Genomic DNA, 11,842 nt, shown 5'->3' on the forward strand with positions numbered 1-11,842 from the left:
GCCTGTGCAGGACGGGTGTAGGGGCCGCCGTCCACAAAACGTCACCGCTTGGCGGCAGATCAAGCGGGAACAGTACGCTTTGCACCATGAGTCTTTCCGAGCACCAGACCGCGTCCTTGTCACCCGAGACCGTGGTGGTGGCAGCGGGTCGGCCGCCGCGGGAAAGGGACCAGCCGGTCAATCCTCCCATCACCCTTTCCTCCACTTACTTCGGTACCGGCCCCCTCGGCGACGGCGACCGGGGGTATGGCCGCTATTCCAACCCCACCTGGGACCCTTTCGAAGAGGCGCTGGGCCAGCTTGAAGGATCCGGGCTTCCCGGCCTGCTGTACGCATCGGGGCTTGCGGCGGTTAGTTCTGCGCTGTCGCTGATTCCCGCAGGGGGCGTGCTGGTCATGCCCAACCACAGCTACTCCGGTTCGCTGGTGATGGCCTCGGAACTGGCCCAAAAAGGCTTCATCGAGCTCCGGACCGTGGACATCGCCGATACCGATGCCGTCAGGGAAGCACTGGCACCCACGGGACCGTCCGCGAAGGCGGCGGCCATGCTGTGGCTCGAAAGCCCCACCAACCCCATGCTCGGAATCGCCGATATGTCCGCGGTCGCAGAGGCCGCCCACGCCGCCGGCGCAATCGTCGTTGCGGACAACACCTTCTCCACCCCCTTGGTCCAGCAGCCCCTGTTGCTGGGATCCGACGTCGTCCTCCACTCGGTGACCAAGTACCTGGCCGGGCACTCCGACGTCGTCCTCGGCGCGCTGGTCACCTCCAATCCCGACATCCGCGCCACGCTCCTCCACCACCGCATCATCCACGGCGCCATCGCCGGTCCCTTTGAAGCATGGCTGGCGTTGCGCGGCCTGCGGACCCTTGCGCTGCGCGTAGAGCGGTCCCAGGAGTCAGCCATGGTCCTGGCGGAACGCCTTGCCGCGCACCCCGCCATCGAATCGATCCGGTTCCCCGGCCTCAGCACCGACCCCGGGCACGTCCGCGCCAAGGAGCAGATGAAGGGATTCGGCTCCATCATCTGCATCCAGGTGGCGCCTGCCGCAGGCCTTAGCGGTGCTGATGCCGCCGACAAACTGGTGCAGGCCCTGGAACTCTGGCTGCCGGCGACGTCCCTTGGCGGGGTGGAGTCCCTCATCGAGCGCCGGCGCCGGCACTCGGCCGAACCCACCAGCGTGCCGGAGAACCTGGTGCGCCTGAGCGTCGGGGTGGAAAACGTTGAGGACCTGTGGGCTGACCTTAAGCAGGCGCTGGACACTCTTGGCGGCTAGGCTGGGATTGTGGACGGTCGAATAATCATTGCGTACGTGGAGCAGGCAGTGTTCTTCATCCTTGGCCTGGTGGCCTTGGGGCTTGAACTGTGGGCTTTTGTGGACTGCCTCCGCCACCGGCCCAACGCCTTCGAAGCCACCGGCAAGCGGACCAAGACCTTCTGGCTTGCCCTCACCGGTGGTGCAACCGCCGTGGGCCTGATCTCGCTGCTGGGCGCTGGTGGAGGCATCTTCAGCACCCTCGGCCTGTTCGGGCTCGCCGCTGTCGTAGCAGCCTCCGTCTACCTGGCCGACGTCCGGCCTGCAGTGAAGGACGCCGGCCGGGGCGGCAGCCGCAACATGGGTCCCTACGGCCCCTGGTGACCCTGCCGGCCTGGGCCCGTTCATCACCCGGCCGCATGTAACGGCGCCACGGACTCCCAGTCCACCGTCAGCTCACCCAGCCGCCACCTGCCCGGTCCGTCCTGGATCGGCCACCCTGCGGTGCGCAGGCTCCTGCACATGCCTACCCAGCGCTGCCTGTTGCCAAAAGGGGCCAGCGCCGCGCTCCCAAGCCAAGCCCGGTCCATCGCCTGCATGAAAGTGTGAACAGGTTCGCCGGGGACGTTGCGGTGAATCAGGGCTTTGGGAAGCCGTTCGGCGACGTCGGATGGCAGGTCGAAGCTCCCGAATCGGACGGAGATGCTGAGGGACAGCGGGCGGTCCCGGTCCAGCGCCACCCAGGTCACGCGCCGCCCGATCTCATCACACGTGCCGTCGACGAACAGGCCGCCAGGCGCCAACCGGTCCTGCACCAGCCGCCAAATCCCCGCTACGTCAGCCTCTTCGTACTGCCGCAGGACGTTGAAGGCCCGGACCAGGACGGGGCGCCCGGGAACAGGCAATTCAAAGCCGCCCACGTGGAACGTCAGTCCGGGACGCTGCAGCGGAATCGCCGCCCGGACGCGCTCCGGCTCAATTTCAATGCCGCAGACGCGCACGTCAGGCCGGACCACGGCGAGCCTTTCATAAAGTTCGACGGCGGTTGCCGGCGTTGCGCCATAGCCCAGGTCCACCACGAGCGGCTCGGATGCCCTCCTCAGCCGCCAGGCCTGCGGTCCGGCCAGCCAGCGGTCCACGCGGCGCATCCGGTTGGGATTGGTGGTGCCGCGGGTCACGTTGCCCACCGGCCGCCCCTGCCTGGCGACGGCGGACCTGCCGGAAAGTTGCGGGGCATTGACCCGTTCAGCCTTTTGAACCACCGCACAACCCTATCTTCGCTGGCCGCCATCGTGGGGCCGCCTTGTAACGCTGGGCGGGCGGCAACACTGCTCGGCTAGGATGAAAATCATGACTTACAAGCTGATTCTGCTGCGCCACGGCCACAGCGAATGGAACGCCAAGAACCTGTTCACCGGCTGGGTGGACGTTGACCTGAACGACCAGGGCCGCGCGGAAGCAGCGCGCGGAGGTGAGCTGCTGGTAGAGAACAACATCCTCCCGGACGTGCTCTACACCTCCCTGCTGAAGCGGGCCATCAACACGGCCAATATCGCCCTGGACAAGGCGGACCGCGGCTGGATCCCGGTCAAGCGCGACTGGCGCCTGAACGAACGCCACTACGGTGCGCTGCAGGGCAAGGACAAGGCCCAGACCCTGGCCGAGTTCGGCGAGGAGCAGTTCATGGAATGGCGCCGCTCCTACGACACCCCGCCGCCGCCGCTGTCCGATGACTCCGAGTTCTCGCAGGCGCACGATCCCCGCTACGCGGACCTGGGCGATGCCCTCCCGCGCACCGAGTGCCTGAAGGACGTCCTGGTGCGGCTCCTGCCCTACTGGGAATCGGACATCAAGGAAGACCTCAAGGCCGGCAAGACCGTCCTGGTCACCGCACACGGCAACTCGCTCCGGGCTCTGGTCAAGCACCTGGACGGCATCAGCGACGAGGCCATCGCCGGCCTGAACATCCCCACCGGCATCCCGCTGGTGTACGACCTCGACGAGGACTTCCAGCCGATCAAGCCGGGCGGCACCTACCTCGATCCCGAGGCCGCAGAGCAGGCCATCCTGGCCGTTGCCAACCAGGGCAAGAAATAAGACTTCGCGTTCTCCGCCGGGTGCTCGGTCGTTTGCCCCAACGTCTCCCTGACCTCGCAAGCTCGGCCAGGGAACCCTGACGTAGTGGGCCCACCCTTAGACGCACTCCGGCCGAAGAACGCGCTGCGTCAAAGGTGAAACGACGACGGCGGGCTGGCCACCTCAGGTGACCAGCCCGCCGTCGTTGTTCTACTTGGCTTAGCTGTGCTCGGTGGCGTTCGGCTGCCACGCGCCTGTGACCAGGTAGGTCACCTTCTGGGCGACGGAAACGCCGTGGTCCGCGAACCGCTCGAAGTAACGGCTGGCAAGGGCTACGTCCACGGTGGTGGCGGGCGACCCGGACCAGTCGGGAGCCGCGATGGCCTTGAACACGCTCAGGTGCAGATCATTGATGGCGGTGTTGGCCTTAAGGATGTCCCGGGCCACCTCAAGGTCGCGGCTCTCCAGCAGTACCGTCAGCTTGTCCGCGATTTCCTGGTCCAGTTCGGCCATCCGGTTGAACGTGTCCGTCATGGACTCCGGAATCACCATGGAGGGGTAGCGGAGGCGGGCCAGCTGGGCGATGTGGCGGGCCAGATCGCCCATCCGCTCCAGGGAGGCGCTCATCCGGAGGGAACCCACGATCATGCGCAGGTCGCTGGCGACGGGGCCCTGCAGCGCCAGAATGTCGATTGCCCGCTCATCCAGGCTGTTCTGCAGGAAGTCAATGCGCGCATCGGCTGCGATGACGTCCTGGGCGAGATCCACGTCCGCTACCTGGAAGGAGGTAGTGGCCTTGGCCATCGCTTCGCTGACCAGCCGGGAAATCTCCACCAGCTGGTCACCGACTTGGGTAAGCTCTTCCTGAAAAACCTTACGCACGTAGGCGTCCTTTCCTTGGAACTCCCGCCGGCCGCTCCAGGGCAGCAGGAATCGTGTCGCCGTTGGGCACTCTAACCACCAACTCTGGCATCGCCCGGTAAACGATTATGCCCACACAGATGAACGTTAGTTGAACCGTTCACCGGATGGGCAATAAGGCGGCAGGCCGCTCCAGGCAAGAGCATAAAGTGGAGCTGTGGATCCTATGCTCATTGGTCTGGTTGCCGGCCTTATCGGCCTGGCGCTTGGCACGTTCGGCGTGCTTGCCTACCGGGTCAGCGAGAAGCAGCGCGAGCTGCTGGACGTCGAACCCGAGGAGCTTGCCCTTCCGGCCGGTGCAGCGGAGGTGCTCGCCGTCGTCGGACGTGCCTTTGTGGTGCTGGACGACGTGGACGGGGTGGTGCGCGCAAGCCCCGCAGCCTACGCTTACGGACTGGTCCGCGGACACACTGTGGTCCACAAGGAACTCCTGGAGATGACCGCCGGGGTCCGGCGGGACGGCGTCATCCTCGAAAAGCAGTTGGAGCTTCCGCGGGGGCCGCTGGGGCAGGGAACCATCATCGTGCAGGTCCGGGCAGCCATGCTGGGCGAGGAATACATCCTCCTCCTCGCCGATGACCGCACCGAGATCACCCGCACCGAAGAGATCCGCAATGACTTTGTCGCCAACGTATCGCACGAGCTGAAAACCCCGGTGGGTGCCATCTCGCTGCTGGCCGAGGCGCTCGAATCTTCCGCCGATGACGAAGAAGCCGTCCGCCGCTTTGCCAAGCGCATGCACAAGGAGTCGGCACGGCTCGCAGCCCTGGTCCAGGACATCATTGAACTTTCCCGCCTGCAGGGCGCCAGCGTGACGCAGCAGGGCGGACCTGTCGACATCAACGCTGTCATCGCCGAGGCCGTGGACCGGTCGCAGCTTCCCGCCGAGAGCAAGAACATCAGCATCGTGGTGGGCGGGCGCACCGATGGCAAGGTGTTCGGCGACCAGGACCTTTTGGTTACTGCGCTGCGGAATCTCATCGACAACGCCATCCGCTATTCACCCCCCAATACCCGCGTGGGGATCGGCGTGCGCTCCAGGGAAGGCCTTGTGTCAATTTCCGTGACCGACCAAGGGGAGGGCCTCAGCCCCGAGGAGCAGGAACGTGTCTTCGAGCGCTTCTACCGGGTGGACGCGGCCCGGTCCCGCCAGACAGGAGGTACCGGCCTGGGCCTGAGCATCGTCAAGCACGTGGCTTCCAACCATGGCGGTGAAGTGACGCTGTGGTCCCAGCCCGGGCAGGGCTCCACCTTCACCCTCCGGCTGCCCGAAATGGAAGGGCAGGAGGGCGACGCCGAGCCTTCAGTTCCCGGGGCACCGGCAGTGGCGCCGGGGCAGGTTCGGGAGACGTCCGGGCAACCATCTCTCACCCAAGTACCCCGCGCTGCCGGCGCAACAGAACCGGGCGCTACAGAACAAGGAGCTAACGCTTGAGCAGGATTTTGATTGTGGAGGATGAGGAATCGTTCAGCGATCCCTTGTCCTATTTGCTGGGTAAAGAAGGGTTCGAGGTGGAGGTGGTGGACAACGGCCTCGACGCCATCACCGAATTTGACCGCAACGGCGCCGACCTTGTGCTGCTCGACCTTCAGCTTCCGGGCCTCTCCGGCACCGAGGTGTGCCGGCAGCTGCGCCAGCGTTCAAGCGTCCCCGTGATCATGCTGACCGCCAAGGACTCCGAGATCGACAAGGTAGTAGGCCTTGAGCTCGGCGCGGACGATTACGTGACCAAGCCCTACTCGTCCCGCGAACTGGTGGCCCGGGTCAGGGCCGTGCTGCGTCGCCAGGGTGAACCGGAGGAGCTGATCTCGTCCACGGTCCAGGCCGGGCCCGTCCGCATGGATATTGAGCGGCACGTGGTGAGCGTTGACGGCGAGCAGGTCCTGCTTCCGTTGAAGGAATTCGAGCTCCTGGAGATGCTTCTGCGCAACTCGGGCAGGGTGCTGACCAGGGGCCAGCTGATCGACCGTGTGTGGGGCTCCGACTATGTGGGTGACACCAAGACCCTGGATGTACACGTGAAGCGCCTCCGCGGCAAGATCGAGCCCGATCCCTCTGCCCCGCGCTATTTGGTGACGGTCCGCGGCCTCGGTTACAAGTTCGAACCCTAAACCGGCCGGACGGCGGCATAACAAAAGGGAGGAGCCGTGGGGCTCCTCCCTTTTGTTATGCCTGCCGGCCTCCCGGGGCCGGTGACCGCTTAGCGGCTGGTGGCGGTTGCCGTAGCGCTCGGAGTGGCGCTGGCGGAGGAGCTTGTCCCTGCCGAAGAGCTTGCGCCTGCGGATGAGCTGGCGCTGGCCGACGAGCTTGCGCTTGCTGATGAGGAAGGCGTCGCCGAGGAGCTCGGGGTGGGGATGTAGTCCTTGTACTCCTGCAAGGTGGCGTCCAGGACGGGAATCTTGACAGTGTTGCTGACGTTGGTGCCGTCCTCGCTGACCTTGACGTCCACCAGGGAGCCGGGCTTGCCGCCGGTGGTGCTCAGGATGGCGGGATCAGAGTTCTCGTTGAGCAGCGTGTAGGAGTTGGCCTTCACTGGAACCTGGGTCTGCGAGCCCTTGGCGCCATTGACGGTGAGCTTTACGTCCTTGGAGGAGGAGTTGTAGACGGCGCCGATCAGGCGGCCGGGCTCATTTTCGCCGGCGGAGACGATGAGCATGTTCCGCAGCTGCAGGGGACCCAGGTCCGCGCGGACGCCGTCCGAGGCGGAGTACTGGTGGCTGGTCTGCTGGGGCGTGATGTAACCGCAGCCCGCGGTCAGCAGGCTGGCGCCAAGGGCAGCAGCCGTCAGTGCCAGTTTGCCGCGCTGGGCCCGGTTCATCGCAGTGGAACGCACGTCACGTACTCCTCAAGAAATTTGAAGTCTTTTTCAGCCATAGCCTATCCGCAAAGAGGGTCAAACGAGGATTCGGCCGTGTCACAACCCCTGTGCGAGCGCTCACGCGATGCACTAATCCGCCCATTCGTCAAGAGGGTGGAGGGGGTTGATTGGGCCGTTTTTCCGCGTATTTTCGCGGTTGGAGGCCCTTTCTTCGGCCGGTCATATGCCTGAATCGTGATAAACTGGTCTGCGGGAAAGGGGAAATGTCCACATGGTATTTGAGGTCGGCGAGACAGTAGTTTACCCTCACCACGGTGCTGCGAAGATTGAAGAAATCAAGATGCGCACCATCAAGGGCGAAGAGAAGATGTATCTCAAGCTCAAGGTGGCTCAGGGTGATCTGACCATTGAAGTTCCAGCAGAGAACGTTGACCTTGTTGGGGTCCGGGATGTCGTGGGCAAGGAAGGCCTGGAGCACGTGTTCGATGTGCTCCGCGCTGAGTTCACCGAGGAACCCACCAACTGGTCACGCAGGTACAAGGCAAACCTGGAGAAGCTTGCTTCCGGTGACGTCATCAAGGTGGCAGAGGTTGTCCGCGACCTGTGGCGCCGGGATCACGACCGGGGCCTTTCCGCAGGCGAGAAGCGAATGCTGGCCAAGGCCCGCCAAATTCTGATTTCAGAACTGGCGCTGGCTGAAAAGACCGACGAGGAGAAGGCAGCAAGCGTTCTCGACGAGGTCCTGGCTTCCTAAGAATTGAGCCCCGGCGGCACGCAAGTGCAGCCGGGGCTTCTTTTTTTGGCCCAATCCGGCGGGGCCTGCGCACCTGCCGCAAGTGCCGGCGTCGTAGGCTAGTCCGCATGAGTGAATCACCTCCGCGCCTGGTCACAGCCGTCATCCTGGTGGCCGCAGGTTCAGGGCAACGCCTTGGCTACGGCATGCCCAAGGCGGCCGTGCCGTTGGGCGGCGAGCCAATCCTGATGCATGCCCTGCGCGGCATCGTCGCGTCCGGGGTTGCCACGCAGGTGTGCGTCGCCTTGCCCGCAGGGGACCAGGGCCTGCGCCAGTTGTGCGACGACTTCCGCGGGGAACTTGCCGACGGCGGACCCCTCCTGACGCTCGTCGACGGCGGCTCCACCAGGGCGCACTCCGTCCGGGCCGGCATCGCTGCCCTGATGGAGGGCATCGAGGCCGTTCTGGTCCACGATGCCGCGCGAGCACTGACGCCAGAGTCGGTTTTCCACCGCGTGTCCGATGCGCTTGCCGCCGGCGCGGATGCCGTGATTCCCGCGCTGCCGGTCGTGGACACCGTGAAAACCGTGGCGGCCACCACGGGGGAGGGTGCGGACTTCGCCCCCGAGGTCGTAACAGGGACTGCCCGCCGCGAGGAACTCCGCGCGGTACAGACGCCCCAGGGCTTCAGGACCGGCACGTTGGTGCAGGCCCACCAGGCGGCCCAGGCCCTGGATCAGGAACAGTCAGCGGCTGTCACCGACGACGCCATGCTGGTTGAAATGCTGGGCGCTCCCGTCCACGTGGTGCGCGGGTCAACACAGTCCCTCAAGATCACCACGCCCCTGGACCTGATCTTCGCCGAAGGCCTCCTGGAAGGCCCGCTCGGGGCCCGGTGGGTGGAAGGATGAGCCGGGACATGGTCCTTCCCCGGACCGGCGTGGGAATTGACGTCCACGCGTACGCCCCCGAAGACGCCCCCCGCCCGCTCTGGCTCGGCGGGCTCCTTTGGCCCGGCGAACGTGGCCTTGCCGGGCACTCTGACGGGGACGCGGTGGCGCATGCAGCAGCTGACGCACTGTTCTCCGCGGCCGGCATCGGCGACCTTGGCACGCACTTCGGTACCGACCGCCCGGAGTTCGCCGGTGCCTCCGGGGCCACCCTCCTCGCCGAGGCCGCGCGGATCGTCCGGGCGGCCGGCTTCGAGATCGGCAACGTCGCCGTGCAGTTCGTGGCCAACCGGCCCAAGTTCGGGCCCAGGCGGGAGGAATCCCAAAAGGTCCTGAGCGAAGCTGCCGGTGCGCATGTGGGGGTCACGGCGACCACCAGCGACGGCCTGGGCTTCACGGGGCGCGGCGAGGGTATCTCCGCAATGGCCACCGCCCTGGTGTACCCGCGGCAGTCCTGAGCCATCGGCTAGTCTGGATCGGTGACCTTGCGCTTCTATGACACAGCCTCCGCCGAAGTCCGGAACTTCGTCCCCCTCGTCGAGGGCAAGGTCAGCCTCTATTACTGCGGAGCCACGGTCCAGGGCATGCCGCACGTGGGACATATCCGTTCCGCCATCGCCTTCGACCAGCTGACCCGCTGGCTCCAGTACCGGGGCCTGCGCGTCACCGTCGTCCGCAACGTGACGGACATCGACGACAAGATCCTGGCCAAGTCGGAGGCTTCCTTCGCACCGGACTTCAGCCCGGAAGCGGGGGAGGTGGCCCGCGAAGAGTGGTGGGCGCTGGCATACCGCTACGAGCGCGAATTCCTGAAGGCCTACGACACCCTGGGCGTCTCCCGCCCCACCTATGAACCCAGGGCCACAGGGCACATCCCCGAAATGCACGCCCTGATCCAGCAGTTGATCGACCGCGGCCACGCCTACCCGGCACTGGATGATTCCGGCGATGTCTACTTCGACGTCCGCTCCTGGGACAGGTACGGCGCACTGACCCGGCAGAACATTGACGACATGCAGGCAGCGCCCGACGCCGATCCCCGCGGCAAGAAGGACCCCCGCGACTTCGCGCTGTGGAAGGGTTCCAAGGAAGGCGAGCCTGCCACCGCCAGCTGGGCATCGCCCTGGGGCGCCGGCCGTCCCGGCTGGCATCTTGAGTGCTCCGCCATGGTCACCAAGTACCTCGGCACTGCTTTCGACATCCACGGCGGCGGACTGGACCTGCGCTTCCCGCACCACGAGAACGAAATGGCGCAGTCGCAGGCTGCCGGGTACCCGTTCGCCAACTTCTGGATGCACAACGGCATGGTGACGTATCAGGGTGAGAAGATGTCCAAATCCATTGGCAACACCATCAGCCCGGCCGAAATGCTGGAGCTGGCCCCGCCCCGCGTGGTGCGCTACTACCTGGGCCAGGCGCACTACCGCTCGGTGCTGGACTACCGGCCCACGTCGCTGCAGGAGGCCGCGGCCGCCGTCGAACGCATTGACGGCTTCCTGGCCAAAGCTGCATCCCGTTTCGGCGGCGACGCCGGTATCGCTCATGGCAACCACGGCCAATCCGCCGGGATCGACGCTTTCTGCGAAGCCATGGACGACGACCTCAACGTCCCCCGCGCCCTGGCGGCCCTGCACGAGACCGTCCGGGCCGGTAACACTGCCCTGGCCGAGGGTGACGACATCGCCGCGCGTGACGCCATGCACGCAGTGGCCCTCATGACTGACGTCCTGGGCCTCAACGCGGTCGCCGGGTCCGCGGCCGTGAGCACTCGGGAGGCCGAGGCGCTGGAGGTCCTCGTGGAAGCCCAGCTCTCCGCGCGTGCCGCTGCCCGCGCCGAAAAGGACTGGACCGCCTCCGACGCCATCCGGGACACGCTGAACCAGGCCGGCGTTGTGGTGGAGGACGGCCCGGACGGCGCCACCTGGAGCCTCAAGCGCGACTAAGGCCCACCACCAAGCCCGGCTGACCCCCCCCATGCAACCAGCAGCCCCCGATTTTTTTCGGGTCAGTAGACTGGTATGCAGACTCAGTCAGCACAATCAAGGGTGGAACATCATGGCCAACAATGGTCGCCGATCGGTGAAAGCGAAGAAGGGCCCAACCGTCGGAACCGGTGGCCATGGCCGCAAGGCCCTCGAAGGAAAGGGGCCCACGCCCAAGGCCGAGGACCGCGTTTACCACAAGGCCCACAAGGCGAGGCAGCTCGCCGAACGCTCCGCCGCAAAGCGCGGCACCGGTGCCCGCAGCGCGGGCGCCGCCAAATCCGGGCCCAAGGGGCGTGCCACCGAGGAAGTGGTCACTGGACGCAACTCCGTACTTGAAGCGCTCCGCGCAGGCATCCCGGCCAAGGCACTGCACGTGGCCATCCGCATCGAGATGGACGACCGCGTCAAGGAATCCCTGAAGCTCGCCGCCGAACGCGGCATCCCGCTGATGGAAACCGGCAAGCCTGAGCTGGACCGTATGACGGATGACGCCGTCCACCAGGGCCTGGTGCTGCAGATCCCGCCCTACGAGTACCAGGACGCCTACGAACTGGCCGAAGAAACGGTGGAGAAGTGGAAGAAGGGGCACATCGCCAACGCCCCGCTCTTCGTCGCCCTGGACGGCATCACCGACCCCCGCAACCTGGGCGCCATCATCCGCTCCGTTTCCGCCTTCAGCGGCCACGGTGTCATCGTGCCAGAGCGCCGCTCCGTGGGCGTCACCGCCTCGGCCTGGAAGACCAGCGCCGGTGCGGCGGTCCGCGTGCCCGTGGCCCGCGCCTCCAACCTGAACAACGCCCTGAAGCAATTCAAGAACATGGGCATCTTCGTGCTGGGGCTCGACGGCGACGGCGACGTTTCGCTGCCTGACCTCACCTTGGCCACCGAGCCGGTGTGCATCGTGGTGGGCTCTGAGGGGAAGGGGCTGAGCCGCCTGGTCCGGGAGAACTGCGACCAGATCGTCTCCATCCCCATCGATTCGGCCATGGAGTCGCTCAACGCCTCGATGGCCGTGGGCATCTCGCTGTATGAGGTTTCCCGCCAGCGCTCCGCAGGATAGTTATTCCGGGACCAATGTCCCTGGCAGGTTTCCCGGCGCCGC

Annotated in this window: 13 protein-coding genes; 10 read left to right on the forward strand and 3 right to left on the reverse strand. The window is 65.9% G+C overall.

The annotated features are described in order from the left end of the window. Positions 1 to 86: 86 nt before the first annotated feature. Together JCQ34_RS03440 and JCQ34_RS03445 are read left to right on the forward strand one after the other, a co-directional pair. Positions 87 to 1,277 (forward strand): trans-sulfuration enzyme family protein, encoded by a 1,191-nt coding sequence (locus JCQ34_RS03440; RefSeq protein WP_286401849.1) that lies wholly within the window; start codon positions 87 to 89, stop codon positions 1,275 to 1,277. A 9-nt stretch (positions 1,278 to 1,286) separates the two neighbouring features. Further along, the gene (locus tag JCQ34_RS03445) at positions 1,287 to 1,640 is read left to right on the forward strand and encodes a DUF2516 family protein (RefSeq protein ID WP_286401851.1); all 354 of its coding nucleotides are present in this window, start codon (positions 1,287 to 1,289) and stop codon (positions 1,638 to 1,640) included. Positions 1,641 to 1,663: 23 nt separating this feature from the next. On the opposite strand, the gene JCQ34_RS03450 is transcribed toward JCQ34_RS03445, so the two are convergent. After that, positions 1,664 to 2,518, reverse strand: coding sequence for a class I SAM-dependent methyltransferase (locus tag JCQ34_RS03450; RefSeq protein WP_286401853.1), 855 nt, complete (start codon positions 2,516 to 2,518; stop codon positions 1,664 to 1,666). Positions 2,519 to 2,606: 88 nt separating this feature from the next. Here JCQ34_RS03450 and JCQ34_RS03455 point away from each other — a divergent pair, with 88 nt between their 5' ends. Continuing rightward, on the forward strand, positions 2,607 to 3,353 hold the full coding sequence (locus tag JCQ34_RS03455; protein ID WP_286401855.1) for a phosphoglyceromutase: 747 nt from the start codon (positions 2,607 to 2,609) through the stop codon (positions 3,351 to 3,353). Between the two features lie 198 nt (positions 3,354 to 3,551). Here JCQ34_RS03455 and phoU read toward each other — a convergent pair whose 3' ends face one another. Further along, positions 3,552 to 4,214, reverse strand: a complete 663-nt coding sequence (phoU, locus tag JCQ34_RS03460) for a phosphate signaling complex protein PhoU (protein ID WP_286401856.1) — start codon at positions 4,212 to 4,214, stop codon at positions 3,552 to 3,554. Between the two features lie 205 nt (positions 4,215 to 4,419). Between phoU and JCQ34_RS03465 the strand changes: the two genes are divergently transcribed. Further along, a complete protein-coding gene (locus JCQ34_RS03465) occupies positions 4,420 to 5,688 on the forward strand; it encodes a sensor histidine kinase (protein WP_286404286.1) in 1,269 nt (422 codons plus the stop codon). After that, a complete protein-coding gene (locus JCQ34_RS03470; protein ID WP_079598280.1) occupies positions 5,685 to 6,365 on the forward strand; it encodes a response regulator transcription factor in 681 nt (226 codons plus the stop codon). Before JCQ34_RS03465 ends, JCQ34_RS03470 begins: the two co-directional genes overlap by 4 nt. Before the next feature lie 89 nt (positions 6,366 to 6,454). Here the strand turns inward: JCQ34_RS03470 and JCQ34_RS03475 are convergent, their stop codons facing one another. Beyond that, the gene (locus JCQ34_RS03475) at positions 6,455 to 7,072 is read right to left on the reverse strand and encodes a hypothetical protein (protein ID WP_286404289.1); all 618 of its coding nucleotides are present in this window, start codon (positions 7,070 to 7,072) and stop codon (positions 6,455 to 6,457) included. Between the two features lie 271 nt (positions 7,073 to 7,343). On the opposite strand from JCQ34_RS03475, the gene JCQ34_RS03480 reads away from it, so the two are divergent. From JCQ34_RS03480 to rlmB, 5 genes are all read left to right on the forward strand, one after another. Next, complete coding sequence (locus JCQ34_RS03480) at positions 7,344 to 7,826, forward strand: CarD family transcriptional regulator (protein ID WP_011690592.1); 483 nt, start codon at positions 7,344 to 7,346, stop codon at positions 7,824 to 7,826. Between the two features lie 107 nt (positions 7,827 to 7,933). Further along, entirely contained in the window at positions 7,934 to 8,716 is a 783-nt protein-coding gene (gene ispD, locus JCQ34_RS03485; RefSeq protein WP_286401859.1) for a 2-C-methyl-D-erythritol 4-phosphate cytidylyltransferase, read from the forward strand. An 8-nt stretch (positions 8,717 to 8,724) separates the two neighbouring features. Beyond that, positions 8,725 to 9,213: a 2-C-methyl-D-erythritol 2,4-cyclodiphosphate synthase gene (gene ispF / locus JCQ34_RS03490; protein WP_286401860.1), complete on the forward strand. Its 489-nt coding sequence runs from the start codon at positions 8,725 to 8,727 to the stop codon at positions 9,211 to 9,213. Between the two features lie 21 nt (positions 9,214 to 9,234). Further along, positions 9,235 to 10,698, forward strand: coding sequence for a cysteine--tRNA ligase (gene cysS, locus JCQ34_RS03495; RefSeq protein ID WP_286401863.1), 1,464 nt, complete (start codon positions 9,235 to 9,237; stop codon positions 10,696 to 10,698). A 112-nt stretch (positions 10,699 to 10,810) separates the two neighbouring features. Then, positions 10,811 to 11,800, forward strand: a complete 990-nt coding sequence (gene rlmB / locus JCQ34_RS03500) for a 23S rRNA (guanosine(2251)-2'-O)-methyltransferase RlmB (RefSeq protein WP_286401866.1) — start codon at positions 10,811 to 10,813, stop codon at positions 11,798 to 11,800. Positions 11,801 to 11,842 lie beyond the last annotated feature (42 nt).

It is taken from the genome of Pseudarthrobacter defluvii (genome assembly GCF_030323865.1).
Lineage (GTDB): Bacteria > Actinomycetota > Actinomycetes > Actinomycetales > Micrococcaceae > Arthrobacter > Arthrobacter sedimenti.